We start from the raw sequence: 26,380 nt of genomic DNA, 5'->3' as shown, positions 1-26,380 counted from the left end.
ATATAAAACTTTCTATTTAGCGAGTTTTAACAAACCTTTTGCAAAAGTTTCGGTTCTATCGCGTATATTCTTTATTCGCGTGACCTCGCCGGATTCCCCGGCGTTTGACACCAGAAATGATTTAAAACGCATACCGCTATAATCGGCGGTAAGTTTAAAAGACCCCTCAGCTACCTTTAGCCCTATATTCTCGTATGCGCTTACTATAAGGCCCATCGTTTTACCTATCATAGGTGAAACGAAAGTATCTGTCTTATTATTCCATTTATAAAGTGAAAACATCCGATCTATTATGAGCTTGAGCTGGGCGCTGGAAGCGTAAAAATAAAGCGGTGTCGCGAAGACGATTATATCCGCCTTCGCCATTTTTTTAAGAACATCCTTTACGTCATCATTGATGACGCATTCAAACCGCTTTATCTTCTGGCATATTCTGCAGGACGTGCAACCGCCCACCTTAAATTTAAGGCGCGCGGCGTGAATTATTTCGATTTCGGCATCCTTTGAAGAAACGCCTTCGACAAACCATCGAACAAGCGTGTCGGTGTTGCCGTTTTTCTTCGGACTGCCGTTAAGGATCAGGATTTTCTTTTTCATCGGAAGTAATTATATCATAGGATGGGTAACTTGGTGTGATTTTTAGCTCGCTACGAGGGACAGGTCTGGGATTGCCGTCAGAACCGTCCCCATTTTTTATAGCCCAGCGTAATATTGCACTCTTGGAACGCGGGTTATCAAAACATTCCTTAGGCGTCGGCCTTATTGGATCGCGGGAAATTTCAGAATAGATGCCCGATCTCAATCCATCCCGGAAAGACTTAACCACCCTGTTATCTTCACCGGAGTGAAAGGTTAAAATAGCCACTCGCCCGTCGGGCTTAAGGCATATCGGTAGATTCCTTAAAAACTGCTCCAACGCCGAAAACTCGTCGTTAACTTCAATGCGTAAAGCCTGGAATGTACGGCGGATCGACGTGGTTATCTCATCCTTGGAACCTACATGCGCTACAGTAGTCAGCGCTTCTTTTACGGTATCCGCAAGCGCTTTAGTTGTGTTAATTTTATGGCAGTTCTTATGGATAGCCGCGGCTATCGTTTTCGCATGAGGTTCGTCGGAGTTAATAAAAAGTATTTTTTCCAGAGATTTTTCGGAGATTGTCTTGATCAAAGCCGAGGCCGGCTGGCCGCGTTCGGGATTAAATCTCATATCAAGCGGCCCCTCCCATTTAAAGGTAAACCCCCGGGCGGGATTGTCTAATTGCATTGACGAAACGCCCAGATCCGCCAAAATAAAATCAAACCCGCCGCCTGCGTCAGTAAGCATTTTAGGGATACCGGCGAAATTGATTTGCCGAAAAATAAGTTCTTTGTCGGTGAAGCCCAGAGCTCGCAGGCGCGTAGCGGTACGCTTTAACTCGATCGGATCGGCATCTATAGCAAAAAGGCGCCCGGCGGGCATAATGCATCGAAGGAGTTCCGTTGTGTGGCCGCCGAACCCTAAAGTGCCGTCTAAGCCGGTTTGCCCGGGCTTAGGATCAAGGGCTTCCAGGATCTCTTTAACACAGATAGGCCGATGCGTTCCGGCTGGAGTTTTACCGCTCTTTACGATCTTCTCGATATCATCCGCGTATTTTACCGGATTGAGTTCCTTATATTTTTCGTCAAAACGCCGGGGATTCCTGCCCTTATAACGCACGCGCCGTTTTCTTTTGGGAGTTCCATCCGCTCCTAAAGAAATGTTCATAATTTATTATACTTTGTATGTTTGCCTTTAGCTTTTTCTACCGGATATTTCGTCGCATTCTTTTTAAGTTTTTCCTCCATAGCGCTATTCAAACTGATCCCGAGATTATCGGCTAATTCAAAAAGGTATAACGCGATATCGGCAATTTCGTCTTTGATTTCCGACTTATTTTGCATAACATATTTCTCAACCTCTTCCTTCGTCTTCCACTGGAAATGCTCTAAAAGCTCAGAAGCTTCGAGTATTATCGAAACGGCCATATTCTTTGGGTCATGAAATTGCATCCAGTCACGCTCATCCCTAAATTGTATTATTTTCCCTGTAATTTCTTTTATTTCACTCATAACTATCTCCTCTATGTAATAAGTATGTAATAAGGGACGGTTCCGGTCGACATCCCAGACCTGTCCCATATTGTATCTCAGAGCCGTCCCCTTTACAATTTCAAACTTGTCCTCTACATAATCTTTTTTAAAATAATTTGCAACAAAATCGCGTTTTGACCGTCTATATAGTAGGAGGTGGTGTGTATGCCCAGACAGGCAAGGCTCATATTGGATAACGTATGTTATCATGTAATAACAAGGGGCAATCAGAAACAGGCCATATTTAAGGATGAGAACGACTGTAGAGCATATTATAAGTTTCTACTCAAGTACAAGGATAGGTATAAGTTTAAGTTATACGGTTGGTGCCTGATGAATAACCATGTGCATATGGTTATGGAGTCCTCTTTCTTAAGCAAGGCTATGCACGGCATAAATCTTTCCTATGCTCAATACTTCAGGTATAAATATAAGAGCGTGGGTCATTTTTGGCAGGATAGGTACAAAAGCCATGTGATCCAGAAAGATAAATACCTTATCAATTGCATAAGCTACGTAGAATATAATCCCGTAAGAGCAAATATCGTATTAAGACCTGAAGATTACGGTTGGAGTAGCTACAAGGCAAGAATCCTAGGAAAAAAGGATAAGTTGCTGGACGAGCTGTTCTTTTAGGGACAGGTCTGGGATTGCCGCCAGAACCGTCCCCTTAACCTTAAGTCTTAGGGTTTTTGTATACGAGTGAGGCAGAGAAACTGTTGGAGTAGTATGAAATTTTAATTAAATATATTATTTTGGACTTACTAAATACTGCACCTAATTTAGCTTTATTGCGTAAACTTTTTAATACGATTTCCGATAATAAATGCTTTCCAAAGATACTTTTAAAATGTCATCTTCCTGACCAAGAGGTTGAAATTTTATAGGTTTAATTTTTCCGTTTGGGATTAAAATTTCTTTCTCCCCAATTTTTAGATACCATTTAATATTCCCATTCAAAAAATCTTTCCGGATATTTGAAAAATACGTTTTATTACCATCTATCTTTTTTTCTAAAAATTCCTGTATATTTGGATGTGTGCTTTCCAGTTTAGGTGCTTGTCCTAGTGTTTTGTATCCTACATAATTTTTAAGATGATCATCGCTATCACTTAAGAAGCTTCTGCCTTGCTCAGTATCCTGCTCCTTAAGAACGAAGAGCGCAAGCGTGCTTTCATTTTTATCAAATTTATTTGGGATTGGAGATGATGTCACCCATTTTATTGCATAGTAAGGACGTTTTTCGCTTATTTGATTGTTAATTTGGTATAATGTCTTGCCAGCCACCCCTTTTAGCCACAATCCTTCGTTACCACTTAAAAATAATTCGCCCTTTAAAATGATATGGCTCAAATTTAACGGCTGATTTTCAGTTGATATTTCTAATATGAAATAAAGTCCATCTTCTTCCTGCTCAAGCTTTTCCCCAAAAGCTTGATAGGGTATTTTTTTAATTGTGCAAACAGGTAACACGCCTTTTATTATTGATTGCGAAACAATGTAAGGTTTTTCGCTACTCTGGGGATTTACAGGTAACGCCGATTCTATTTTTGTTTTTGCCCATTGTATCAAATCTACGTTCTTGGTCCATACAAGTATAGATGCATAGATTAGAATTGCTGATAGTATCAATCTACTAATAAATAATGTCACTAATGGCATTTTATTCTTTCATAACTTTATCGTGCCTGTAAAACTTACAAATGAGTATGTATCTAAAGACGTCCTATTTTTTGCACATCCTGCTAATAAAAAATCCCAAGCAAAGTGTGCTTGGGATGTCGGGGCTACAGCATCTTAGAACTGCACGCTTGCCACCTAAGTCGTTAATCCATAGACGGTAAGCCTCTTAGAATGATTCCAAAAGGCTTACCTGTCTAATATGGCTCCCCCGCGAGGACTCGAACCTCGGACACTCTGGTTACGATCTGACTCCGGTTACCCGGAGAGTCGGACTATACCATTACCATATCCCTTGAGATTGCTTCGGCCCTTCGGGCCTCGCAATGACGAAAGGACTTAGGTAGCGAGTCTCTAGTCTCTGCACCTTCCCCACAATTGTGAGGCTTGGCTCAGGATAGCCCGCCAATTATACATTGACGGATTTCCCTGAATTTACTCGCTTTTCACCGCGACGTTTCCGTCGCAGGCTGCTAACTTTAGGCGCTGTACGCCGAGTTTTGCACTCGGCGCTTCGCTCGTGCACAGCCAGATGCTCTACCGACTGAGCTACAGGGGAACAATTGTTCAAAGAGCTGAAAGAATTGTAGCACAGGGCGGCGGTTTTTTCAAATACTTTGAATCGCCCTTGCCAAAGGGCCGGATATGATGTAATATTTTCCATAAGTATATGAAAAAATTATTTTTCGCTATTCTTGTCATATTGTGCGCGGTTTTTAACGCGCATGCCGAAGACGATACTGCGCGGCATGTCCGCGTCTTATCCTCCATCATAGGCCCACGCAATACTCTCCACTACCGGAATCTCGAACGCGCGGCAGATTACATCGAAAATGAATTCCGGCGATACGGCTACGAACCCGAAGAGCAAGTCTACGCCATGGAAGCGGGCTTTTCACCGGAGAGACGGTTTAAGAATATAATCGCCACAAAGGAAGGCAGAAGCAAAAAGGACAAGATCATAATAGTCTGCGCCCATTACGATACTCACTGGAATTCGCCCGGCGCGGATGATAATGCCTCCGGCATCGCCGCCGTGCTGGAGCTGGCCCGGCGTTTCTCCGCCGAGAATCCGGAAAAAACGGTGAAATTTATCGCATTCACCAATGAAGAGCTCGAGTTCGTTTCCGAAGATGAGGACACGGGCAGTTACCGGTACGCCAAAGACGCGCGGATAAGAGGCGACGACATCGAGCTTGTCATATGCATCGACATGATCGGCTACTACTCCGACAAGCCCGGCTCGCAGGAGCGCCCCCTCCCCCTCGCCCCGTTCTATCCGGATAAGGGCAATTTCATAGGTTTCAGCGGCGACCTGTCGGCATACACCATACTGCGCGAGGCGGTAGGCGAGTTTAAAAAAGCGACAGATATCCCGACGGAATACCTTATAATACCTGCTCCGATACTCCCCGGCCTCATGACATCGGACAATCGCGCTTTCTGGGTATTCGGATACCAGTCGATATGGATAACCGACACGTGCATCTACCGCAATCCTTATATGCATTCCAAAAATGACCGCGCCGAAACGCTCGATTACGCGAATATGTCAAAAGTGATCGACGGCACATACAATATCATATTGACACTTAGCAAATAGACCCTTGCATAACCCTATTTATGTGTTATACTTGTGTAGTTTAATATTAAAGGAGATCATTATAATAATGCGGATATTTTCGATAGTACTCTGCCTTGCCCTGATGACCGGATGCGCCCAATCACTTAAACAGCAATCCAATATGCTGAACGCCATGAATGAAACCCTCACCCACATAAATTACAACAAGACATATATCTTCACTACATTCGGTTACCCGGATTCGGAAACATCGTCGTCGGAAAACGGCGTATGCACGGAAACATGGACCTACAAGACCAATATGGGCGACAAGTTTTTATTATTAAACTTGAAGCCGCAGAAAACCAGATACATGAAGATAACCTTCCGCAATAACATAGTTACGGATGTAATTTTCCAATAAATCTTTAGGAGGCGGTATGTCGGACAATTTTGCGGGCGCGGATAGAAGAAAATTTTTCCGGTACAGGCATGACGGACAGGCGCATTTTAAAGAGATATCTTTAAAAGACCATTCGGTATCCGACCTGGCCGACGCCGTTACTAAAAACTTAAGCGCATCGGGCATGCTCTTCAATAGCGTATATCCGCCGAGGCTGTCCAGTATAATCATCCTCGATGTCGACTATAGGACGACGAGGCTTTGCGAAGAGATCGAAGAACTCGCTCTCATAGTCGATAATCGGCTTTTGGGAAAAGTGGTAAGGATAGAGGACAACGATAATGGGTCTTACGATATAGGAGTGGCGTTTATAAAAAAGTCGGAAAATCTTCCTCAGGAGGTAACTACGCTTATAAAATAGGCCGAGGCCGGAGGCTTCGGCACTTAGCCAGCACTATGACTGAATAAAATAGGAGGTGTCATGGAACAAAAGAATGTGCCCTCGTTCGAAAGTCATGCCAAAGCATTCATATATCTTACCGCGGCCATAGCCGCGCTCGCCGGACTTCTCTTCGGATACGACACCGGCGTCATCTCAGGCGCGATACTCTTCATAAAGGATCAGTTCTCTCTGGCTTCACACGCGGTAGAAAGCGTCGTCAGCGCTGTCCTTTTGGGCGCGGTCATCGGCGCGGCATTATCGGGCGCCCTGGCGGATCGTTACGGACGGAAAAAAGTAATTATTGTAACTGCCATCCTCTTCGCGGTCGGCGCCATAGGCGCCTCGCTCGCTTTAAACGTCGCAATGATCATCGGATTCCGTCTCATCATAGGCATAGCTATCGGCGTCGCGTCATACACAGCCCCTCTCTACATCTCCGAAATATCGCCCCCGCAGGCAAGGGGCGCCTTGGTATCGTTAAACCAGCTCATGATAACCTGCGGCATAGTAGTGTCGTATCTTGTGGATTACGTGCTATCCTCCGGACAAAATGAATGGCGGTGGATGTTCGGCTTGGGCGCGATACCGGCACTTATACTTATCGTGGGAATGATAGCTCTATCCGAGAGTCCGCGCTGGCTCGTAAGTAAAAACCGTGATGAAGAGGCGCGCAAGATATTGATGCACACCTTCCCCGTCCAGGAAGTCGACAAAGAGATAACCGACATCCGCAATTCGCTCGGCGTCAAGGAGAGCGGCTGGAAGGAACTTTTCGAGCCGTGGATGAGGCCTGCCCTCGTTGTCGGCATCGCCTTAGCTTTCTTTCAGCAGGTAACGGGCATAAACACGATAATATATTATGCCCCGACGATATTCGAATTCGCAGGATTCGCCTCACACAAGGTTTCGATATTAGCCACTGTTGGCGTCGGAACAGTAAACGTTTTAATGACGCTTGTAGCGATATGGTTCCTGGACCGGCTGGGCAGAAAACCGCTTCTTTATATAGGAATGACGGGTATGGCGATATCGCTCGGCATACTCGGATTCGCGTTTCACACACCTGAGCTTGCCAGCTCCCTTAAAATGCTGACCGTGTTAAGTGTCGTGGGGTACATCGCCTCATTCGCTATATCGCTCGGGCCTATATTCTGGCTCATAATCGCGGAGATATACCCGCTGAAAATACGCGGCAGGGCGATGAGCCTGGCCACCGTCGCAAACTGGGGATGCAATATGGTCGTCGCCGCCACATTCCTTACGCTCACGGATAAGCTCGGCAAGGCAGGCGCCTTCTGGTTCTACGGCGCGGTGTGTATAATAGGCATAATATTCTGTTACTTCTTCGTCCCGGAAACAAAAGGGCACACGCTCGAAAATATAGAAGCCTATCTGCGCTCGGGTAAGCGTTTCGGCATGCTCGGCTCGAAGGAGGGCGCGAAATGAAAAAGGCGATTATCCTTCTTTTCGTATTTCTATTCGCGGGGGCGCCGTATGCTTCCGCGGATGATGATGATGATGCGATAACCGCCGATAAATATTTTTACGACGCCTCCGACATATGCCCGAGCTCAAAGATCCCGCCGATGACCGGCAAATGGGGTGGCGCCAGGTCGGAGATCGCGGCAAAAGGCGTAACCTTCGAATCAAGCTTCGTGGCCGATACCCTCGGAAACGTCTCCGGCGGAATGCATCAGGGCGCCAGATGGAACAGTTCAACGGGTTGGGATATTAACTTCGACCTTGAAAAAGCGGTCGGCATGATAGGCACGCAGTTTCATATATCCGGTTTGTGGCGCACCGGGCAGAACCTCTCCTCCACGCTCATCGGTAACGCCTTCGTAGCGAGCAGTATCTACGGCAGTCAGCAGTTCAGGCTCTACGGGCTGTACATCGAAAAAACATTTCTCGATAAGAAGCTAAATATTCGCGCCGGCCGCATCGCGGCAGGAGATGATTTCGCCGCCTCCGACATCTACTGGAACTTCGTTACCAACGCCATCGACGGAAACCCAATCGCGGTGCCTATAAACGTATTCTTCCCCACTTATCCTACCGCGGTATGGGGAGTGCGCGCAAAATGCGATATAGCTAAAGACGTATACACTATCAGCGGACTTTATAACGGCGATCCAAGGGTCGGGCGCATGGAGGCATGCGGACTCGACTTTTCGATGCGCTTAAAGCAGGGAATAATCTTCGCCCAGGAGCTCGCTTACGCTCCCAATGCGAATAGCACAGATACGGGATATAAACTCAATACGCTTCCCGGCCGTTACAAGGCAGGTTTTTATTATCACGGCGGCACATTCCGGGACTACTATTCGGATGTCAACGGTTCTTCCGCCGCGATAACGGGATTGCCGGCAAAAAAGCATATAGGTAATTACGGATTATATTTCCACGCGGACCAGATGATATACCGGAAGCCCGGGACAAAGTGCAATGAAGGCATTACGCCGTTTGTGGTGGTTACGCTGGCGCCCGACAGTATAAATAAGTTCCCATTCTTTATCGACGGCGGGTTCGTATGGAAAGGCTCCGTCCCGACGCGAAAACATGACGTGATGGCTATAGGATTCTCGTATGGAAAGTATTCGAGCGACCTGGCGCATTACGAGCGCGATAATCAGGAAGTCAACGGCTCGACAACGCCGATACAAAGTTATGAACTCGCCTTCGACTTCTCATATAAACTCATGATAACACCCTGGATGTTCCTACAACCGGATATGCAGTATATCGTAAATCCCAGCGGTGGGCATAATATCGATAACGCTGTCGTGGTGGGCACAAGGTTCGGATTGACCTTTTAAAGTCCTATCGACTTATTGCGGAATATAGATATACGCGGTTTTTGCCTTCGCTCTTAGCTTTATAAAGAGCGCTGTCGGCTTTTTCGATGAGATCTTCCCTGTCGCGTTCGCCCGAAAATTCGGCCGCGCCCAGGCTCATAGTTGTACTGAGCACTTTATTTTTAAATTTTATCTTCCTATCCTGTACGGCCTCGCGTATCTTTTCAGCTACCTCAAACGCTTCCTTCTCGCCGGCGCCGGTAAGCATTATTATGAATTCCTCTCCTCCGTATCTTGCCACAATATCGTTGCGACGACACTTCGACTGTATCGTCTTCGCGAACTCCCTCAGCATTACATCGCCTGAACGGTGGCCGTAGGTGTCGTTGATATGTTTAAAATTATCAATATCCGCCATAATTATCGCGAGCCGCCTTGTTTTATAAACAGAAACGTTTTTAAGTTCGGCTTCGAGAAGAAGGTTGAAATGCCGGATATTGTAGAGCCCCGTCAGCCCATCGTGGGTCGCCTGCCGGAACAGATTCGCGCGCTCCGCGGCCTGAACGATCTGGGCATACAGCGATATGACGGCATAAGATAACGCTATGGCCAGAACAGGATAAAATACCGTTATCAGGATATTGAAAAAATTAAATAGCAGTACCGAAAGCGCCATATAGCAGACAATGCCCAGGGCCGCCAGGGCTATGCCTCCCATAAGACGGAGGCTGAAAAGATACATCGTTACGAGCACGGATACGAGCAGTATAATGAGCATGTTGTAAGGCTTAGGGAGGCCGTGAATAAAGTTTTTATTCAACACATTACTTATCATGGTCGCGTTCACGCCTACGGCAGGATACGCGTTCTCCATCGGCACAGGTTTTATATCGGTAAGGCCGGCGGCCGTCAATCCTATTACGCATATCTTCCCTCTAAACTCATTAAGATCGATTGCAGGCTTTGTTCCGCCTTTTTTCACGATAGCATACGCCTTTATGACATCTATATATGAAAAATGCTTAAACTCTCTGCCCCATTTCGCCTTCCAGTTTATAATAAACTGATTTTTGTCGTCGAGCGGTATCTTCATCGAAGTGTTATCCGCCAGCCACACCGACATCTTGTGCCGTACGGGATCGAACGATACGCCGCCGCGTTCGTTCACGCCCAGAAGGTCGAGCCCGGCCTTAAGCCCCAGCTGATATACCGGTTTCCCGTCGGACATTATAACCGGCGGCACTCTTCTTAAAACACCGTCTATGTCCGGCATGGCATTTATGTGCCCTTCGCCTTTAGCGTATTTTTTCAACTGCGGAATCGGTTCGATGGCCGAGGACGCGCCTACGCCACCGTCATCGTAAAAATGCGGCGCGTTTTTTATATTAAAGTCGAAAAGTACGGGTAGATAAACGCACTGCGCCTGCCGCATCGCTTCTGCCATAGCGGAATCGTCCAAAGCATCCTGCGGCTCGGAAAAAAGCACGTCAAAGACTATGGCCCTGGGCTTATATTCACTGAGCGCTGTTATAAGCGTGGCGTGCCAGCTCCTGGGCCACGGCCACCTGCCTATCGAATGGATGCTATCCTCGGCCATGTCGATAAATACTATGTCGGAAGCTTGTGCCGACGGAGCTTTAAGTTTGAAACGATAATCCAGAGTAAGAAGTTCCAGGCGCTCGAAAATATCGAACTGATAAAGAAGAATTACCGTCGCAGAAACGGCAAGCGCCATCACCCATCTAATACTGTAGTTGTATTTTGCGGTAAACATATTTACAAGTATATCATAAAGGAACTCTTTTACAAGTTTGTGGTATAATGCAGGCATGAAAATTAAGGCTGAAAATATAACCATCGACTGGGAGTGGGTCGAAAAACACGTATCGGAGCGAGAGCGCCTCGGAAAAATTAACGCGGGCGATACGCGCGAATCGGTATTGAAACACCTGAAAGAAGCGCTCGCGATAGCCAGGTTAAAGGCTGTGCCTGCGGTAACTTTTATAAAAAAACCGATTTTAACATCCTGCGCTTCCTCACTCACCATAGATGGCGGCATAATGCTATCGAGCAAAGAGCTCTCCGCCCATCTAAAGGGGTCTTCCTGCATATATGCGTTCGCGGTAACTATCGGAAAAAGCGTCGAAGACACCGCCAGCCGATACATGACTAAGGATGATCATCTGCTGGGGTATTTTTTGGACAGGATAGGATCTTTCGCGGTCGAATCGATGGCAAAAAACATGGAAGATAACCTAAGAAATAAGCTGGCCTCTGAGGGCTTAAGCGTTTCTATGCGATTCAGCCCAGGCTATTGCGACTGGCCGATCGAGGAACAGTTTAAACTCTCTAAAATTATAGATTTCTCCGCAATAGGCATTACGCTCACCGAAAGTTGTATGATGACCCCGAAGAAATCGATATCCGCGGTAGTCGGCGCGGGCCCGAAGGAATTATTCTCGAAGGTAAAATCACCGTGTGAGGTGTGTAGTATGAGGACTTGCGATTACCGCAGGAAGAGCTAAATTGCGGCTTCTTTTTTAAGAAGCGCTTCCCAGTTCTTGTCGGTCTTATTCTGCAATTCGTCGAGTAAAGCTTTATTCTCCGGCTTCAAAAGATGTCTGAAACGTCCCTGTAACTTCATCCACTCTGCAATAGGTTTCTTCTCTTTGGGTTTGTATGTAATCTTGTACTGGCCATTTACAACTTCGTATAAAGGCCATGTGCATGTATCCGCGGCAAGACGGCCCATTTCGCATGTAAGCTCCGGAGGATACGCCCATCCAAGCCTGCACGGCTGGAAGACATTGATAAACTTTGGCCCTTCGATCGCGAGAGCTTTCTCCACCTTTGAGGTAAGATCGCGCCAGTTACCCGCTATTGACTGGGCGGCGTACGGAATACCGTGGGCGACCATTATCGCCGTGAGATCTTTTCTGTATTGTTCCTTCCCCTTCTTCACTTTACCTACCGGCGCCGTAGACGTATCGGCCCCTTTCGGAGTCGCGCCTGAACGCTGAACACCGGTATTCATGTAGGCTTCGTTATTGTAGCAAACATAAAGGATGTTGTGCCCGCGTTCCATGGCTCCGGATAATGATTGCAATCCTATGTCGTATGTGCCGCCGTCGCCGCCAAACGCTATGAAATTAATCTTCTTATTTATTTTGCCCTGCCGTACCCATGATTTATACAACGCCTCAACGCCGCTTACCGTAGCGCCGGAGTTTTCAAAAGCGCTGTGAAGAAATGGAACGTTCCACGCCGTAAAAGGAAATATCGTCGATACTACTTCCAGACAGCCGGTCGCGCTTACAACTACGGTGTCGGGGCCCGACGCCATCAGTACCTGTCTTGCTATCATAACGGTGCCGCAACCCGCGCATGCGCGGTGGCCGCCTGTAAATAATTCTTTCTGCTTCGCGAGTTCTTTTAAATTAGCCATTATTCTCTGACACCCATATAGTTAACTTTATCGAACGTTTTACCTTTTAACATCGAGGCAAGATCATTATATACCATCTCTACGTCCTGAAGCCTGATTTCCCTGCCGCCGAGGCCAAAGATGTAATCCACAACCGGCTTAGCAAGCCCTTTGTCATATAAAGCCGCTTTCACTTCAAGGCAGACCGGGCCTTCGTTGCCATTCATCGAATCCGACCTGTCCAGCACGGCTATCGCTTTAGCGCCTTTTAAAGCAGAGGCTATCTCATCTTTGGGGAACGGCCTGAATACCCGCGGCTTCAGAAGCCCGGCCTTCACACCGGACGCCCTCAACTCATCGACGACAACTTTCGTCGTACCCGCAGTCGAGCCCATAGCTACGATGACGAGCTCCGCGTCGCTAAGCTTATATTCTTCGAATAAACCGTAGGAACGGCCGAACTTCTGGCCGTACTCTTTGCTTATATCCAGTATTATAGATTTCGCTTCCTTCATCGCCTCAGCCGCCTGCCGCCTGTGTTCAAAATAATAATCCGGCAGATCCAGCGCGCCGATAGTAATCGGGGCGGCGCTATTCAGAAGGTATTGTTCCGGTTTGTATTCGCCTACGAAATTCTTCACATCCTCGTCGGAAAGTATTTCGATGCGCTCCATGCCGTGGCTTATGATAAACCCGTCGGTCGTAACTATCACCGGCAGGCGCGCCTTTTCGGCTATCCTGACAGCCTGGATCATGTTGTCATAACCTTCCTGGGCATTCTCTGAAAATATCTGTATCCAGCCGGACTCTTTGAGCATCATGGTGTCGGAATGATCGCAGTGTATATTTATCGGGCTCGAAAGCGCTCGGTTGACGTCCGCCAGCACTATAGGAAGCCTTAAGCCCGAGGCTACGTACAACATCTCGGCCATGAGAGCGAGTCCCTGGCTCGAAGTACCCGTCATTGCCCTGCCGCCTGCGGCGCTGGCGCCTATGCAGGCCGACATCGCCGAGTGTTCGCTCTCGACCGGCACAAACTCAGTCTTCACCAAACCGTCCGCGACGTATCCGGAGAATATCTGGACTATTTCGGTGGCCGGGGTTATCGGGTAAGCCGCGACTACGTCGGGGTTTATCTGGCGCATAGCATCCGCCATCGCCTCATTTCCGGTTTTTGCAACTATATTTGTCTTTGCCATATTATTTATTCTTCGCTTCTTTTTCGGAAATCATCTTTATCGCCTTACCTTTTACCGGACACTCATGTTCGCATATGCCGCACCCCTTGCAATGGTCATAATCGAACCCGACCACCTTGCCGTCTTTAACTATAACGGCGGAATCCGGACAATACATCCAGCAGGTAAGACAGCTGATGCATTTTTCAGGTATAAGTACCGGGCGATTCGAACGCCAGTCACCCGTCTTGAAATCTCGCGCGGTGCCACCGCCTATTATAAGGCCACCTGCCGGCAACTCTTTCCAACCCGGTTTTGTCTCTTTCTCTTTCATTTGAATCCTACCCCGTATCATGACTAACCGCGTAGGTTAGCATGTGTTGTCTCGGAGATAACCTACGCGGTTATCTCCGCTCCAATTAACTTTTTACTTCGTTGTATGCACGCTCGATCGCCTTAAGATTACCTTCGATAACCTCCGGCTTCGATTTAAACTTCTTCTCGAGTTTTTTCTTCGTATCTTCGAACATCTCTTTGAAATCGAGTATCCCGGTCGCCTTTATAAGAGCGCCCAACATCGGAGTATTCGGTATCTCCCTGCCTATCGTCTCTTTTGATATCGTCGACGCATCGACCGTAAACACCTTTATGGATGCCGGCATTTTAAAGAGTTTCCTGATATCTGATGGCGCTTTTTCGGTATTTATAAGAAGTACGCCGTTTTCGGGGATGCCTTCGGCTACATCGACCGTTTCTATAAGAGTGGGATCGAGCACGATAACTATTGCAGGTTCAGTAACACCGGAATGAAGTAGTATAGGCTTGGATGAAAGGCGGTTAAAAGCGGTAACCGGGGCACCCATGCGTTCCGGGCCATACTCCGGAAATGCCTGTATGTACATCCCTTGCGCGAGAGCGGCGTCCGCAAATAAAAGAGCGGCCGTCTTTGCCCCCTGGCCGCCCCTTCCATGCCAGCGAATTTCTGTAAGATCTTTCATTTTTTCCGTCGATACCTAATGTTGCTTGTTAAATAGTTTTTTCCGTCTTAGCTACTAAACCGAGATAGTACACCATAAAACCGCCCATCATTACAACGCCTAAGTAACCGTTGATGATGCTCGTAACAACGGCCATCAATATCTTCGCGGCCATCGCCGGTATCAGAGCGCTGATCATGCCTACAATAAAACCAAACACCAATCCTATGCCCAGAGATATGAGAAACATCGCTAAGAATAGAATTACCAGCATGAATACTCTGACGAATGGTTTCCTGGCCACCGCCAGGCCCCTCTTCATCGAGGCTATTATTCCTAAATCTTCACACATAAGTGCGTAAGGCGATAAGGCCAAAGGTATAAAATAAAGCAGGGCCGCGACTACGCCTATAGCTATGGCAATCGCTATAGCTATGGAAGAGATAATAATATTATTAAGAGGAGCCGTTACCGCTATTAAAAGCGCCGCGATGATCGCGACTACAGCGATTATCAGCACTATCAATACGCCCAACCCCAGAAGCTTCAGATAATACTTCGCTCCATAAGAAGCAAAAGAGGCAAGTTTCATCTTGCCTTCCTTTATATAATCCCTGACAAGGGCTAACGCTCCACCCTGTACAAATATGCTTATTAATATGAATATCACCGCGAATATTATAGCCGCCGTCGTCTGCTCGGCAGTAGGCGTCTGAGCCGGGTCTATCGCGAATGGTATGCTTAACAAGTTTCCTATAATATTGAACACTATCAGAATCGATACAAGGCCGAGGCCTTTTGTGGCAATACCAAAACCTTTCTTAATCGCCTCAAATACTCCTGCCATATGATATCCTCCGATTTATTGTTCCTTCACTAAACATAAGAATAAGCGCATATGAATATATCAGATAAACGAAAAGTTGTCAAGCATATCGAAAAAAACTCAAAGTTCCCGCCGGCCCTCGAACGCCTTCGCTATCGTCGCCTGGTCCGCGTACTCGAGCCCGCCGCCCACAGGTATGCCGTAAGCTACTCTCGTGAGTTTTACCCCGGAGCCTTTAAGCACACGCAAAAGGTATAACGCTGTCGCCTCGCCCTCGGTGTTAAAATCGGTAGCTATTATTATCTCTTTAAGCTTCTCTTTCCTTACCCTGTCCGTCAATTCTTTTATCTTAAGTTCGGCCGGGCCTATCCCGTCTAAAGGTGACAATGATCCTAAGAGCACATGATAGAGCCCGTTAAAATTCCCGGCCTTCTCGATCGTCATTATATCTTTTGGCTCTTCCACTACGCATAAGAGCGTCTTGTTTCTGGAAGGGCTTTTGCATATTTCACAGGTATCTTCATCGCTTAAGTTATTACAGATCCTGCAGAAGCGGATCGATTCTTTAACCTTGCGGATTGCGCCCGAGAGTGATTCGGCTTCGTCTTTTGTGCATCTGAGGATGTAAAAAGCGAGTCTTTGCGCGGTCTTCGACCCTATGCCCGGCATCTTCGCGAACTCTTCGATCAGAAACTTCATCGACGCGGGGAAATCTGTCATTTTACCTTTTTCCCGTCCGAAGATTCACCGGATACGTCGCCGCCGAATATCTCCATCGCCGTCTTGAATATCGGGTCGACTTCCTTCTCCGCCGCACCACTGTCATCGAACCCGTCTTCCCCGCCCATCCCCGATGGCGCCGACCGGCGCCGCGGCGGCTTTGCCGCCTCCGAGAGCGCTAACACGACGCTTAGCTCTTTGCCGAGAACCGACTTTATCGCGGCTTCAATAATCGCCTTGTTCTCCTGAGTTTCAAGCATCTCTTTGTGGAATTGCAGTTCTTTAGGAAACTCTATCGAAAGCTTTTTGCCTTCTATAGCGGATGGAGAACCTTCCTGCAGATACGACGCGACCGATATCTTTTTTGGGGTGATGTAATTAATGATCGCCGCCCAGGAAGAGAGAACTTCCTCAAGCCCGGGAGAGCGCGGCAGATTGTCCGGCTCATCCGCTTGCAACGTAGCAACCGGTGACTTATTTATTGATTTATCCGATAACTTAGCCGACGGCTTATCCGATGGATTATTCACACCTGTCTTGGCCGCATCTGAGCGCATCTTTAGGGGCGCGCCGCCGCTATTTTCTACCGTAGCTGAAGTTTGCGACGGAGTCTTAAGCGCCGGAGGGGTGTTTTTTTCCAAATCCTCCACCCTCTTTATTATATCGCTGATCGGTACCATGGAATGATTTAACGTAAGCTTTATGAGCGCCGCTTCGAGCGGCGCCCTGGCGAGTGTCGATTTTTTTATAAGATCTATGGCATTGGATAAAGTATACACAATATAAAGGATGTCTTCGATTGTAAAAGCTTGGGCGGCGGCGCGGTAACGCTCTATCTTATCCGGGCCGGCTTCTATGAGATTATCCGCCTGCGGCGCTATCCTGGTTATCGCCATATTACGGAAGTGCTCGATGAGCCCGAGCGAAACTTGTATGACATCTTTACCTTCATTGACCAGGGTGTCGAGTATTCCCAGTGCCTTGGCCGCATCTTTATCCTTCAAAGCCTCCGAGAGAGAAAAAAGAGCCTCGTCCTCTACCACGCCCAGTATTTTCGTTACGTCTTTTATGCCGACTTTTCCTTTTGTAAACGAAGACATCTGGTCGAGCATTACCTGGGCATCCCTCATCCCGCCGTCGGAATATTTGGCTATCAGAGCCAAAGCTTCGTCGTCGATGCGCACACCTTCCTCTTTGACTATAGCTTTTAAACTCTCCGCTATGTCCTTCGCGGCAAGACGGCGGAAATCGAACCTCTGACATCTGGAGAGTATCGTGGCCGGGACTTTGTGCGCCTGGGTGGTGGCAAATATGAACTTTACGTGCTTCGGCGGCTCTTCGAGCGTCTTCAATAAAGCGTTGAACGCTTCGGGCGTGAGCATGTGGACTTCATCTATTATATAGACCTTAAATCTTCCGCGAGTAGGCGCGAATTTAACGTTGTCGCGCAGGTTCCGTATCTCGTCGATGCCTCTGTTGGAAGCGCCGTCGATCTCGAGTATATCGAGCGATGAACCCTGGGTAATGTCTTTACAGGAGGAGCAGGCGTTGCACGGCTTAGGCGAAGGCCCCTTCTCGCAGTTTAAGGCCTTGGCGAGTATCCTCGCCGCGGTAGTTTTGCCGACGCCGCGCGGGCCCGCGAAAAGGTACGCGTGCGCGACTCTATCCTGGGATATGGCGTTCTTAAGTGTGGTCGTTACGTGCGATTGTCCGATTATATCGTCGAAGACCTGCGGTCGGTATTTCCTTGCGAATGCGATGTAAGTCATAACACTTTATAAAATAGCATACTCCCACGGCCATTTCAAGCGCGAATTTTTCAAACTAATCTTCCGGCGGGACGGTCAGGCGGGTTGCGGCGCCCATGCCGGAGGCGACCTCGGGGATTATGCCTATCTTCCTGTATATAGGATGTATCATCTTCCTTATAATCGGCAGTTTCGACGCGAATACGCCGGAGGCGATGATACAGCAGGTGCCGCCTATAATGAGTGTGGCGCCAACACCTATCTTATTCGCAAGCGCCCCGGACAAAAGACTGCCTATCGGCGTCATGCCCATGAACGCCATAGCGTAGAAACTCATCACGCGGCCGCGTTTATCGTCGTCTGACACCGTCTGCAATATGGTGTTGCTCGCGGCCATGTGGGTCATAAATCCGAAACCCGATATGGCCATAAAGATACATGAAAGCCACAACGTCCGCGAGAACGACAACGCTATAAGACTGACGGCAAAGATGGATGCGGCTATCGGTATCAGTTTTCCCAATCCTACGATGCTTTTACGCGACGCGAGATAAGCCGTCGCGAAAAGCGCGCCGACACCCACGGCCGCCATGAGCATGCCGAAGGTTCCCGGCCCGCCTTTTAAAATATCTTTCGCGAATACGGGCATCAATACGACATAGGATGTGCCCATCATGCTTATTACGCCGAGAAGCAATATAATAAATCTGATCGGCGGAAAACCAAATGTATACATAAAACCTTCTTTAATACCCTTGAAGAGATCTTTCTTTTCGTGTTCATGCGTCCGCTTTTTCAGCCTCATCGCTAATAGAGACGCGAGAACCGCTATAAAGCTGACGGCGTTCAGGAGAAAGCATGTACCTTCGCCGGCGGCCGCGATAAGGACGCCCGCCACCACCGGGCCGATAAGACGCGCCGCGTTGAACATGAGCGAGTTGAGAGCTATCGCGTTGGCCAGATTCTCTTTCTTCTCGACCATCTCCACCAAGAATGCCTGCCGCGTAGGGATGTCGAACGAGTTTATCAGTCCTAAGCATACGCCGAGCGCTATTATGTGCCATATGGCTATCGTGCCGGTCAGCGTAAGCAACGCCAGGACGAAAGCCTGTATCATGGATAAAGCTTGAGTCACGATAAGTATCTTGTGTTTATCGACCCTGTCGGCAATGAACCCCGCGAACGGGGTTAATACAAATGTCGGTATCTGACTCGAGAATCCGACCACGCCGAGGAGGAACGGCGAGTTCGTCAGCCTGTAGACGAGCCAGCTCATCGCGATCGCCTCCATCCATGTACCGACGAGCGATATGCCCTGGCCGATAAAAAACAGCCGGAAGTTCCTGTAACGCATAGTGTGAAATATCTCTTTGAACATTTTAAGCGGACATCCTGACGCGGTAGAAAAATTCGGCCACTTTCTCGGCAACCGTCTCCCTCTCCTGGTCGGCGGTGATAACGTGGTAGGAATTATAAAGAAGAATCATCTCTTTCATTTCCGAGCGCACCCGGTCGTAAATAAACTTTGAATTCTTGACACTCGCCACATCGTCATCTTTGGCCTGTATTAACTGTACGGGAAACTCCATTTCAGGTAACCTCTTTTTGACGTGCCGAACCATAAGCTGTAGCTGATGAAGTAGCGTTACCGGGAAAAACGGATAGCCGTACTGTTCGGCGCCCTCCAGGTCGTCAAGCCGCGCCGTGGCATAGTATTTATGTATGCGCTGTTGTATTATTTCGTTCTTTATGCCGTATGGCGGCGATTCTTTGAAATACGCGATATAGCGTACCGGAGTGTACGCAAGCGGAAAAAACAGATTGGATAGCGGCGTATTCCATCCATCATAAAAAAGCGTGGGCGCCAGACAGCTCGCGCCACGCACCCTGTCTTTAAACTCATCCGCGAGTAAAAGCGCATACAGAGCGCCCATCGAAAGACCGGATGTAAATATCGGCCCGTTGAACCTTGCGGCCTCACCGGTCGTGAGCACCTCACGCAAAGATTCGTAAATATCCTGCCAGCTCGTATTCTTGAGTACCCACATCGACTCACCATGATTGGCGAGCTTCGGGCATATGACGGTATAGCCGCGTTTATTCAGGTAGGTGGCGAGATACTTCATTTCGTTTGGTGTGCCTGTAAGGCCGTGTATCAGGATAACGGCACTACCATTGTCGCCGGGGAAATATAAACCTTTGTCTTTAGATAAAGCGCCGACAGGCTTATGCTTTTTAAAATTCCTTGGATCGAGGGAAAAAAGTACTGACATATTTTTACGTTCTTATCCGGGATAAGATATGGGTAGCCATACGGTAAGGATGGATCCTTTGCCAATTTGGCTCTCCGCCGATATCCTCCCTTTATGCGACTCTATGATCGATTTAGCTATGCTCAAGCCCAGGCCGAAACCGTTCTTGCCGCTACGCGACTTGTTTATCTGGTAGAATCTGTCAAATATATATCCTAACTCGTCGTCCGGCATACCTATGCCGGTATCGCTCACGACGACTCTGGCGAACTTCCCGTCCCTGTGCGCCGACACGGTTATACTGCCTTTTCGCAAAGTATATTTCACGGCATTATCGATAATATTGTCGAATAATCTTTTAAGCTGAAACTCATCACCATCGATCGCTATTTGCTCATTCAGGAATGACGACAACGCGATGTCTTTACCTTCGGCAAGCGGTTTCATGCCTCGCGTAACCTCTTCGAGAAGCCTCGTCAGATTTATCTTCTTTATTTCGAGAGGCATCCTGCTGTTGTCGAATTTCGCCAGGGCGAGCAAATCATCGATTATCATGGAAAATTTACCAAGCTCCGCGAGAGATTTACGCATTACGGCCTCCTGGGCCTCTTTTGAATGCGCGCTGTTTAAAGCCCCCTCAAACTCTTCCTTCATGGATTTCAAAGGTTCTTTAAGTTCATAGGATATATCCTGAATAAAACTCTGCTGGGACGAGAAAGACCTGTCGAGGCGCTCTATCATGTCATTAAATGTATCGGCGAGCCTTTTAACTTCATCTTTGGTATCAGGGATATGTATCTTGAGTTTGAGATTTTCCGCGGTTATCTGTCTCAGCGTATCTATCATCTTATTGACAGGGCGAAGCGTCAACCCCGCGAGGAGAACCCCCGGGATGCCGGCCAAAAATACCGTGAGCGGCAAAAGAAGTAAAAGTGTAAGTATCAGGTTGTTCATCGCCAGTGATACAAGGTCTACCGGAGCCGCCGCCTGCACCATGTATATAACCTTACCGTCTTCGATAACCGGCCGCGTGTAAGCCAGGAACCTTGCCTTCCGTCCGTTGGCAACGACACCGCTCAGCTTGTCAAAACTGTCTTCGCCGGCGCGGATATCATTAATGCACTCCTTGTCGAGCGGAGCAATGAACGGCATCGCCTTAGCGGCAACAATCCTTTCGCCATCCGCGTCCATTATCTGCACATACACCTTCATGAGCTCAGGGTCTTTGCGTTTCTCTTCCACCCAGTCACGGCCTATATCAGTTAAAGACGGAATGTTGGAGCCGGGTTCTCTGGTATGCATATAAGTATGCAAAGCGGACGATACGCCCTCTACCCTGGAACTCAAAAGATCTTCGAGGTGCCCTATGAGTATTTTATTAAAAGCGCCATAAAGCGCGACGGAGAACAGGAGGAGAGTTACCGTCAATAATAGCATATACCATAGTAATATTTTGAATCTTATGGATTTGAAGAACATCTTTTCTCCCTTGACTGCAAATTAACTCACTGCGATTAGAACTATCCCCGCGACTACGAGAAGCGTCCCGATAAATTTCATCTTGTCGATCTTCTCACCCAGAAAATAATGCGCGCCGAATAATATAAATATATATTGGATACTGCCGATCGGGAATACGAAACTCAAATCCGCCTGGGCCAGCGCCACGATCCATGTAGCTACACACAGGATCTGGAAGAAAAATCCGACCCATATCGCTTTCTTGGTAAGCAGTCCTTTGATATAACTGACGTGCCCCGATAAGCCGTGGATCTTACCGACATCTACGGAATTGGTGCTCTTTTTGAAGAGTATCTGGCCGGCGGTGTTCCATATCTCCGATAACAATATAAGCAGGATGACCTTAAGCGCTGTCGGCATATTACACCGCGCCTTTCTTAGCGCTGGAGCTTTGTGCCGTAAAATGTATGCCGAGTACCACAAGGACTATACCGAGCCATCTTAATGGGCTGACCTGTTCATGCAGGAAAAATATTGCCAGGAGAGGTATGAATACATAGGCGGTGGAACCGACAGGCATGGCGATACTGATATCTATCCTGTAAAGTATCACGAGCCACAGCACAAAACTTATTATATATACGAGGATGCCCGCCCAGATGAGCCATGACGACAGGCTTAGGAATCCGAATTGAAAGATGTTATTCAGACCTACGGAACTTATCCCGGTTTGCGCCAGGCCCTTCTTCATGCATAGCTGGGCTACGCTGTCTAAAACATCATTCACTACCAGAAGAGCAAAAACCTTAAGCGTAAGATGATTTTGCTTCACCTGCGTCCTTTTAATATGGCGACGACATCTTCATCCGTCGTCTGATTGAAATTTTTGTAGAATTGGCCTACCGCGCTGAAAAATTCGGGAACCTTTAAACATATAACTTCGTCGCAATAATTCCTTACCTTCTCAACTGCATCGCTTGACGCTACCGGACAGGCGGCGATAAGCCTTGCCGGCTTTTCCTGCCGCACGGCATAAAGTGATGCCTGCATCGTCGAGCCGGTCGCCAAACCGTCATCGACTATTATTACCGTCTTCGCTTCGAGCGACACCTTTGGGATTATCCTGCGGAATAAAATGGATCGGCGCGCGATCTCTTCAGCCTGGCGCTTTACCTCCGCCTTGATATAATCTTCACTCACGGCAATACGCGAAACAAAATACGCGTCGAGAAAAACCTTTCCGCCTTCGTTTATCGCGCCAATGGCCAGTTCTGGATTATCCGGAGCGCTTATCTTACGCGAAAATATTATATCAAACTCTGTATTTAAAAGTTCCGAGGCCTCTTCCGCTACCACTACTCCGCCGCGTGGTATACCGAGAATAACCGTACCCTGGCCTTTAAAATCCTCCAGAGCCCCGGCCAGGATCCGCCCCGCCTCTTTACGGTCGCGGAATAATTCGACACTATCCGACAATATCCGTATCTGACCCATATTTTTGTATTTCGCGGCTACTGCTTATTTATATTCTTTAGCCAATCCGCGGCGGCATTGCAATAGCTCTGCTTATTGCCGCGCCGGGCATATGCCCTGTCGAATCCGGAAAGGTATGACGCGACCATGTTAAAAGGTGTCTTCGCCGGCCCTATACTCTTCTCGACAGGAACAACAACGACCGGGTTCTCTACTTTAGCAGTCGCCGCCGGCTTGACGGCCGTAGCCGCCGCTTTTTTAACAACCGCCGCAAATGCCGGCGCCAAGCCGGCCAGGAGCGCTATAGCGATAAAAACAGTTGCTATTCTTTTCATAAATCCTCCTGTATTTATCTGTACTTCTTACTGCCGGATGAAGATTTCCAGGACGAATTGCTCCCACTGCTCCGCCGGGCGCCGCCGCCATAACTACTTCCGTGACTGCCGCCATAGCCTCCGCTGTGACCGCCGCCCTGTCGAGAACCGCGGTAACCCCTGTGAGCGCCACGGGACCCACCCTGACTCGAAGCGGGAACAAATTTTTCTTTTGGGAATTCGGGATGCTCGGATATCGGCAGAGGACTCTTTATAAGTTTTTCGATATTGCGAACTTCGTCGCCCTGCTCGGGTGTCGCGAAAGAGATTGCTCTCCCCTCTCTTCCGGCACGGGCCGTCCGTCCGATACGATGGACGTAGTTCTCGGCATCTTCGGGTAGATCGTAATTTATAACAAGCTCTATGCCTGTAACATCTATACCCCGCGCCGCTATATCGGTTGCTACGAGTATCCTGTACTTGCCTACCTTAAAGCCTTCGAGCGCCTCTCTTCTCTGGTTCAACGAACGGTCCGAATGTATCTCAGCAACGGTCTGGCCGATGTGCCTTATCATCCGGGTAATTTTCGATGCGCCTATCTTCGTCCTGGAGAACAGGAGTACCGATCCCTGATATTGTTTCAATATCTTCTCGAGGAGTTGTTTCTTGTAATCTCTTTTTACGATAAAAAGCTCCTGAGCTATGCCTTCGGCGGTTGTACCGGATGGCGCTACCTCGACGCTGACCGGAAGCTTCATATACGAAGCGGCTATCTTCATGATATCTTGAGGTATCGTCGCAGAGAATAGCATCGTCTGCCTGTCTTTGGGTATAAACCGCAGGATGCGTTCTATCTGGGGCAGGAAACCCATATCAAGCATGCGGTCGGCCTCATCCAGAACCAGTATATTTACATCGGCCAGCATAACGGTGCGCTGAGTCATGTGATCGACAAGCCGCCCGGGTGTAGCGATAAGGATACGCGGATTTCGTCTTAAGCCCTGTAACTGCATCGACATCGAAGCGCCGCCTATTAAAACAATCGTCTTTAATCCGAATGACGGAGCTATCTTTTGGAGCGTCTCATCGACCTGGAGCGCGAGCTCTCTTGTCGGCACAAGGATAAGGCAACGTCCCTTCATCTGGGAGAGACGCTGGACGAGAGGAATAGCAAAGGCAAGCGTCTTGCCCGTTCCCGTCTGGGCCACGCCTACTATGTCTTTGCCTTCGATAGCAATGGGTATCGCTTTATGTTGAATAGGCGTAGGAACCGTAAAGCGCATACGCTCGAGTATGTCGAGCACTTTGGGCGCTATGCCCATTCCGTAAAAAGAACTGCCGGTCTGATTTGTCATACAAAACCCCCTGTTATTTGTGAAATACTGAACGAGCCAGCGAATAAGCCAGCGCCGATATAATAGCCGAACACGGTATGGTTAAAACCCATGCCCACACGATCCTGCCCGCAACCCCCCACTTCACCGCGCTCAATCCGCGCAAAGACCCCACTCCCATTATGCCGCCGGTAATAGTGTGTGTCGTACTTACCGGTATACCGAAACCCGACGAAATGAATAGCGTTATAGCGGCGCCGAATTCCGCGCAGAAACCGTCAACGGGCTTAAGTTTCGCGACCTTCTGACCCATCGTCTTGACTATGCGCCAGCCTCCGAACATCGTACCGAGCGCTATCGCCGTATAACACGACAGGATCACCCACCACGGAATGTAAAACTTATTGCCGAGCAGTCCCGCGCTGAAGAGCAAGCTCGCAATGATACCCATCGTCTTCTGCGCATCATTCCCGCCGTGGCCTATGCTGTAAAAAGCCGCCGACACTAATTGCCCCTTACGAAAAATGTGATCAACCTGCGAGGGAGCGCTCTTCCTGAATAACCAGTACACGCCTATTCCCAGGCCCAAACCAAGGATAAGCCCCAGCACCGGAGATATAAAAATAAACGCTACAGTCATTAGTATGCCCTTCCACAACAATGACTGCACACCTGCTTTCATGAGAGCGGCGCCTATCATCCCTCCGATGAGCGCATGAGATGAACTGGTCGGAAGACCCAGATACCATGTGATCAGATTCCAGCCGCACGCACCGGTAAGAGCGCCAAATATCGTCATCTGGTCGATCGTGGTTATATCCACGATCCCTTTACCTATGGTGGTGGCAACATGAAGCCCGAAAAATAGGAAGGCGACAAAATTAAAGAATGCCGCCCATATTATCGCAATCCTGGGAGATAATACGCGAGTGGAAACTATCGTCGCGATAGAATTAGCGGAATCATGGAACCCGTTTAGAAAATCAAACGCCAACGCGAGTATTATAAGAAGCAGTATGGCTAACGTCATCTGTTAAGCCTGCTTTACGAGGATAGACTGAACCACGTGAGCTACGTCTTCGCAGATATCGAGTACGGTCTCGGCATCCTGATATATCTCTTTCAACTTCATAATAGTGATCGGGTCTTTTTCCGTATCGAATAGTTCGGCAAGCACCGAATCCCTCATGGCATCGCCCAGATTTTCCAGGCGATTTATCTCGACACAGACCTCGGAAACCTCTTTGGCCCTGTTCATATCGCGAAGCCCGCGGACAGCGCGGGTTACGGCATTGACCGAGTCGCTTATCACTGAAGCAAATTCTATCAGGTTTTTATTCGCTCCGGCAACCTTATAAACTTTCATCCGGTTTACTATAGCGTATAGCATATCGGTTATGTCGTCGATCTCCTTGGCTAAGGAGTGGATATCCTCCCTGTCAAAAGGCGTTATGAAAGTTTTGTTAAGATTATCAAGTATGGTGTGCGCGACATCGTCGCCCTGGTGCTCGATTTCATGCATCCTGTCGATCGCGGCGTCGTCGATAACGCTCTTAGCCACAAGCTCTTTAAAACACTCCGCCGCGTCAGCCGCGTAGCGGGCCTGTTTCTCGAACAGATCGAAGAAATTGAACTCTTTAGGAAGAAAACGGCGCAACATAGAAACCCCTCCGGTTAAAT

General features: G+C 48.3%; 29 protein-coding genes. 7 read left to right on the top strand and 22 right to left on the bottom strand.

Going from position 1 to position 26,380, the window contains the following annotated elements; all coding sequences use genetic code 11:
• Positions 1-12: 12 nt before the first annotated feature.
• From PHS46_04540 to PHS46_04530, 3 genes are read right to left on the bottom strand one after another with little or no spacing between them, the layout of a single operon-like run.
• Entirely contained in the window at positions 13-597 is a 585-nt protein-coding gene (locus tag PHS46_04540; GenBank protein ID MDD3905787.1) for a flavodoxin family protein, read from the bottom strand.
• A complete protein-coding gene (rsmH, locus tag PHS46_04535; protein MDD3905786.1) occupies positions 572-1,744 on the bottom strand; it encodes a 16S rRNA (cytosine(1402)-N(4))-methyltransferase RsmH in 1,173 nt (390 codons plus the stop codon). Before rsmH ends, PHS46_04540 begins: the two co-directional genes overlap by 26 nt.
• Complete coding sequence (locus tag PHS46_04530; GenBank protein ID MDD3905785.1) at positions 1,741-2,088, bottom strand: nucleotide pyrophosphohydrolase; 348 nt, start codon at positions 2,086-2,088, stop codon at positions 1,741-1,743. Before PHS46_04530 ends, rsmH begins: the two co-directional genes overlap by 4 nt.
• Before the next feature lie 186 nt (positions 2,089-2,274).
• Between PHS46_04530 and PHS46_04525 the strand changes: the two genes are divergently transcribed.
• A complete protein-coding gene (locus tag PHS46_04525; protein ID MDD3905784.1) occupies positions 2,275-2,745 on the top strand; it encodes a transposase in 471 nt (156 codons plus the stop codon).
• Positions 2,746-2,913: 168 nt separating this feature from the next.
• Here PHS46_04525 and PHS46_04520 read toward each other — a convergent pair whose 3' ends face one another.
• The gene (locus PHS46_04520) at positions 2,914-3,771 is read right to left on the bottom strand and encodes a hypothetical protein (protein MDD3905783.1); all 858 of its coding nucleotides are present in this window, start codon (positions 3,769-3,771) and stop codon (positions 2,914-2,916) included.
• 688 nt (positions 3,772-4,459) lie between these two features.
• Between PHS46_04520 and PHS46_04515 the strand changes: the two genes are divergently transcribed.
• From PHS46_04515 to PHS46_04495, 5 genes are all read left to right on the top strand, one after another.
• On the top strand, positions 4,460-5,392 hold the full coding sequence (locus PHS46_04515) for a M20/M25/M40 family metallo-hydrolase (GenBank protein MDD3905782.1): 933 nt from the start codon (positions 4,460-4,462) through the stop codon (positions 5,390-5,392).
• A 67-nt stretch (positions 5,393-5,459) separates the two neighbouring features.
• Positions 5,460-5,777 (top strand): hypothetical protein, encoded by a 318-nt coding sequence (locus PHS46_04510; GenBank protein MDD3905781.1) that lies wholly within the window; start codon positions 5,460-5,462, stop codon positions 5,775-5,777.
• A gap of 16 nt (positions 5,778-5,793) precedes the next feature.
• Positions 5,794-6,177, top strand: a complete 384-nt coding sequence (locus tag PHS46_04505; protein ID MDD3905780.1) for a PilZ domain-containing protein — start codon at positions 5,794-5,796, stop codon at positions 6,175-6,177.
• A 60-nt stretch (positions 6,178-6,237) separates the two neighbouring features.
• Positions 6,238-7,644 carry a sugar porter family MFS transporter gene (locus PHS46_04500; GenBank protein MDD3905779.1) on the top strand — a complete coding sequence of 469 codons (1,407 nt, stop codon included), beginning with the start codon at positions 6,238-6,240 and terminating at the stop codon, positions 7,642-7,644.
• Entirely contained in the window at positions 7,641-9,014 is a 1,374-nt protein-coding gene (locus tag PHS46_04495; protein ID MDD3905778.1) for a carbohydrate porin, read from the top strand. Before PHS46_04500 ends, PHS46_04495 begins: the two co-directional genes overlap by 4 nt.
• Positions 9,015-9,018: 4 nt before the next feature.
• Here PHS46_04495 and PHS46_04490 read toward each other — a convergent pair whose 3' ends face one another.
• On the bottom strand, positions 9,019-10,824 hold the full coding sequence (locus PHS46_04490) for a CHASE2 domain-containing protein (protein ID MDD3905777.1): 1,806 nt from the start codon (positions 10,822-10,824) through the stop codon (positions 9,019-9,021).
• On the opposite strand from PHS46_04490, the gene PHS46_04485 reads away from it, so the two are divergent.
• Positions 10,823-11,518, top strand: a complete 696-nt coding sequence (locus PHS46_04485; protein MDD3905776.1) for a vitamin B12 dependent-methionine synthase activation domain-containing protein — start codon at positions 10,823-10,825, stop codon at positions 11,516-11,518. The genes PHS46_04490 and PHS46_04485 overlap by 2 nt on opposite strands.
• On the opposite strand, the gene PHS46_04480 is transcribed toward PHS46_04485, so the two are convergent.
• The 17 genes from PHS46_04480 to PHS46_04400 all read right to left on the bottom strand — a co-directional run bounded on the left by PHS46_04480 (position 11,515) and on the right by PHS46_04400 (position 26,360).
• Positions 11,515-12,441 (bottom strand): thiamine pyrophosphate-dependent enzyme, encoded by a 927-nt coding sequence (locus PHS46_04480; GenBank protein MDD3905775.1) that lies wholly within the window; start codon positions 12,439-12,441, stop codon positions 11,515-11,517. The genes PHS46_04485 and PHS46_04480 overlap by 4 nt on opposite strands.
• A complete protein-coding gene (gene porA / locus PHS46_04475) occupies positions 12,438-13,616 on the bottom strand; it encodes a pyruvate ferredoxin oxidoreductase (protein MDD3905774.1) in 1,179 nt (392 codons plus the stop codon). The genes PHS46_04480 and porA overlap by 4 nt, the downstream gene beginning before the upstream one ends.
• A 1-nt stretch (position 13,617) precedes the next feature.
• Positions 13,618-13,929 (bottom strand): 4Fe-4S binding protein, encoded by a 312-nt coding sequence (locus tag PHS46_04470; GenBank protein MDD3905773.1) that lies wholly within the window; start codon positions 13,927-13,929, stop codon positions 13,618-13,620.
• Positions 13,930-14,014: 85 nt separating this feature from the next.
• The gene (locus PHS46_04465) at positions 14,015-14,593 is read right to left on the bottom strand and encodes a 2-oxoacid:acceptor oxidoreductase family protein (protein MDD3905772.1); all 579 of its coding nucleotides are present in this window, start codon (positions 14,591-14,593) and stop codon (positions 14,015-14,017) included.
• A gap of 28 nt (positions 14,594-14,621) precedes the next feature.
• Entirely contained in the window at positions 14,622-15,419 is a 798-nt protein-coding gene (locus tag PHS46_04460; protein MDD3905771.1) for a hypothetical protein, read from the bottom strand.
• Between the two features lie 99 nt (positions 15,420-15,518).
• Entirely contained in the window at positions 15,519-16,118 is a 600-nt protein-coding gene (gene recR, locus PHS46_04455; protein MDD3905770.1) for a recombination mediator RecR, read from the bottom strand.
• Positions 16,115-17,887, bottom strand: coding sequence for a DNA polymerase III subunit gamma/tau (gene dnaX / locus PHS46_04450; GenBank protein MDD3905769.1), 1,773 nt, complete (start codon positions 17,885-17,887; stop codon positions 16,115-16,117). The genes recR and dnaX overlap by 4 nt, the downstream gene beginning before the upstream one ends.
• 55 nt (positions 17,888-17,942) lie before the next feature.
• Positions 17,943-19,295: an MFS transporter gene (locus tag PHS46_04445; GenBank protein ID MDD3905768.1), complete on the bottom strand. Its 1,353-nt coding sequence runs from the start codon at positions 19,293-19,295 to the stop codon at positions 17,943-17,945.
• On the bottom strand, positions 19,246-20,139 hold the full coding sequence (locus PHS46_04440) for an alpha/beta fold hydrolase (GenBank protein MDD3905767.1): 894 nt from the start codon (positions 20,137-20,139) through the stop codon (positions 19,246-19,248). The genes PHS46_04445 and PHS46_04440 overlap by 50 nt, the downstream gene beginning before the upstream one ends.
• Before the next feature lie 12 nt (positions 20,140-20,151).
• Positions 20,152-21,597 carry a HAMP domain-containing sensor histidine kinase gene (locus PHS46_04435; protein MDD3905766.1) on the bottom strand — a complete coding sequence of 482 codons (1,446 nt, stop codon included), beginning with the start codon at positions 21,595-21,597 and terminating at the stop codon, positions 20,152-20,154.
• A 21-nt stretch (positions 21,598-21,618) separates the two neighbouring features.
• Positions 21,619-21,999, bottom strand: a complete 381-nt coding sequence (locus PHS46_04430; GenBank protein ID MDD3905765.1) for an EamA family transporter — start codon at positions 21,997-21,999, stop codon at positions 21,619-21,621.
• A gap of 1 nt (position 22,000) precedes the next feature.
• Positions 22,001-22,411 (bottom strand): EamA family transporter, encoded by a 411-nt coding sequence (locus tag PHS46_04425; GenBank protein MDD3905764.1) that lies wholly within the window; start codon positions 22,409-22,411, stop codon positions 22,001-22,003.
• Complete coding sequence (locus PHS46_04420) at positions 22,408-23,073, bottom strand: phosphoribosyltransferase family protein (GenBank protein ID MDD3905763.1); 666 nt, start codon at positions 23,071-23,073, stop codon at positions 22,408-22,410. Before PHS46_04420 ends, PHS46_04425 begins: the two co-directional genes overlap by 4 nt.
• A gap of 17 nt (positions 23,074-23,090) precedes the next feature.
• Positions 23,091-23,387, bottom strand: coding sequence for a hypothetical protein (locus tag PHS46_04415; GenBank protein MDD3905762.1), 297 nt, complete (start codon positions 23,385-23,387; stop codon positions 23,091-23,093).
• A 14-nt stretch (positions 23,388-23,401) separates the two neighbouring features.
• On the bottom strand, positions 23,402-24,721 hold the full coding sequence (locus PHS46_04410; GenBank protein MDD3905761.1) for a DEAD/DEAH box helicase: 1,320 nt from the start codon (positions 24,719-24,721) through the stop codon (positions 23,402-23,404).
• A gap of 13 nt (positions 24,722-24,734) precedes the next feature.
• On the bottom strand, positions 24,735-25,730 hold the full coding sequence (locus tag PHS46_04405) for an inorganic phosphate transporter (protein MDD3905760.1): 996 nt from the start codon (positions 25,728-25,730) through the stop codon (positions 24,735-24,737).
• A 3-nt stretch (positions 25,731-25,733) separates the two neighbouring features.
• Positions 25,734-26,360, bottom strand: a complete 627-nt coding sequence (locus PHS46_04400) for a DUF47 family protein (GenBank protein ID MDD3905759.1) — start codon at positions 26,358-26,360, stop codon at positions 25,734-25,736.
• Between the last annotated feature and the right edge of the window lie 20 nt (positions 26,361-26,380).

The organism is Candidatus Omnitrophota bacterium, assembly GCA_028699255.1.
GTDB lineage: Bacteria > Omnitrophota > Gorgyraeia > 2-01-FULL-45-10 > 2-01-FULL-45-10 > FEN-1322.
This window is presented reverse-complemented; position numbering and strand designations above follow the sequence as displayed.

What these genes read in the sequence shown, in the direction of transcription:
- PHS46_04540 (MDD3905787.1), bottom strand. Translation starts at nt 597, where the DNA reads ATGAAAAAGAAAATCCTGATCCTTAACGGCAGTCCGAAGAAAAACGGC.
- rsmH (MDD3905786.1), bottom strand. Translation starts at nt 1,744, where the DNA reads ATGAACATTTCTTTAGGAGCGGATGGAACTCCCAAAAGAAAACGGCGC.
- PHS46_04530 (MDD3905785.1), bottom strand. Translation starts at nt 2,088, where the DNA reads ATGAGTGAAATAAAAGAAATTACAGGGAAAATAATACAATTTAGGGAT.
- PHS46_04525 (MDD3905784.1), top strand. Translation starts at nt 2,275, where the DNA reads ATGCCCAGACAGGCAAGGCTCATATTGGATAACGTATGTTATCATGTA.
- PHS46_04520 (MDD3905783.1), bottom strand. Translation starts at nt 3,771, where the DNA reads ATGCCATTAGTGACATTATTTATTAGTAGATTGATACTATCAGCAATT.
- PHS46_04515 (MDD3905782.1), top strand. Translation starts at nt 4,460, where the DNA reads ATGAAAAAATTATTTTTCGCTATTCTTGTCATATTGTGCGCGGTTTTT.
- PHS46_04510 (MDD3905781.1), top strand. Translation starts at nt 5,460, where the DNA reads ATGCGGATATTTTCGATAGTACTCTGCCTTGCCCTGATGACCGGATGC.
- PHS46_04505 (MDD3905780.1), top strand. Translation starts at nt 5,794, where the DNA reads ATGTCGGACAATTTTGCGGGCGCGGATAGAAGAAAATTTTTCCGGTAC.
- PHS46_04500 (MDD3905779.1), top strand. Translation starts at nt 6,238, where the DNA reads ATGGAACAAAAGAATGTGCCCTCGTTCGAAAGTCATGCCAAAGCATTC.
- PHS46_04495 (MDD3905778.1), top strand. Translation starts at nt 7,641, where the DNA reads ATGAAAAAGGCGATTATCCTTCTTTTCGTATTTCTATTCGCGGGGGCG.
- PHS46_04485 (MDD3905776.1), top strand. Translation starts at nt 10,823, where the DNA reads ATGAAAATTAAGGCTGAAAATATAACCATCGACTGGGAGTGGGTCGAA.
- PHS46_04490 (MDD3905777.1), bottom strand. Translation starts at nt 10,824, where the DNA reads ATGCCTGCATTATACCACAAACTTGTAAAAGAGTTCCTTTATGATATA.
- porA (MDD3905774.1), bottom strand. Translation starts at nt 13,616, where the DNA reads ATGGCAAAGACAAATATAGTTGCAAAAACCGGAAATGAGGCGATGGCG.
- PHS46_04470 (MDD3905773.1), bottom strand. Translation starts at nt 13,929, where the DNA reads ATGAAAGAGAAAGAGACAAAACCGGGTTGGAAAGAGTTGCCGGCAGGT.
- PHS46_04465 (MDD3905772.1), bottom strand. Translation starts at nt 14,593, where the DNA reads ATGAAAGATCTTACAGAAATTCGCTGGCATGGAAGGGGCGGCCAGGGG.
- PHS46_04460 (MDD3905771.1), bottom strand. Translation starts at nt 15,419, where the DNA reads ATGGCAGGAGTATTTGAGGCGATTAAGAAAGGTTTTGGTATTGCCACA.
- recR (MDD3905770.1), bottom strand. Translation starts at nt 16,118, where the DNA reads ATGACAGATTTCCCCGCGTCGATGAAGTTTCTGATCGAAGAGTTCGCG.
- dnaX (MDD3905769.1), bottom strand. Translation starts at nt 17,887, where the DNA reads ATGACTTACATCGCATTCGCAAGGAAATACCGACCGCAGGTCTTCGAC.
- PHS46_04440 (MDD3905767.1), bottom strand. Translation starts at nt 20,139, where the DNA reads ATGTCAGTACTTTTTTCCCTCGATCCAAGGAATTTTAAAAAGCATAAG.
- PHS46_04435 (MDD3905766.1), bottom strand. Translation starts at nt 21,597, where the DNA reads ATGTTCTTCAAATCCATAAGATTCAAAATATTACTATGGTATATGCTA.
- PHS46_04430 (MDD3905765.1), bottom strand. Translation starts at nt 21,999, where the DNA reads ATGCCGACAGCGCTTAAGGTCATCCTGCTTATATTGTTATCGGAGATA.
- PHS46_04420 (MDD3905763.1), bottom strand. Translation starts at nt 23,073, where the DNA reads ATGGGTCAGATACGGATATTGTCGGATAGTGTCGAATTATTCCGCGAC.
- PHS46_04415 (MDD3905762.1), bottom strand. Translation starts at nt 23,387, where the DNA reads ATGAAAAGAATAGCAACTGTTTTTATCGCTATAGCGCTCCTGGCCGGC.
- PHS46_04410 (MDD3905761.1), bottom strand. Translation starts at nt 24,721, where the DNA reads ATGACAAATCAGACCGGCAGTTCTTTTTACGGAATGGGCATAGCGCCC.
- PHS46_04405 (MDD3905760.1), bottom strand. Translation starts at nt 25,730, where the DNA reads ATGACGTTAGCCATACTGCTTCTTATAATACTCGCGTTGGCGTTTGAT.
- PHS46_04400 (MDD3905759.1), bottom strand. Translation starts at nt 26,360, where the DNA reads ATGTTGCGCCGTTTTCTTCCTAAAGAGTTCAATTTCTTCGATCTGTTC.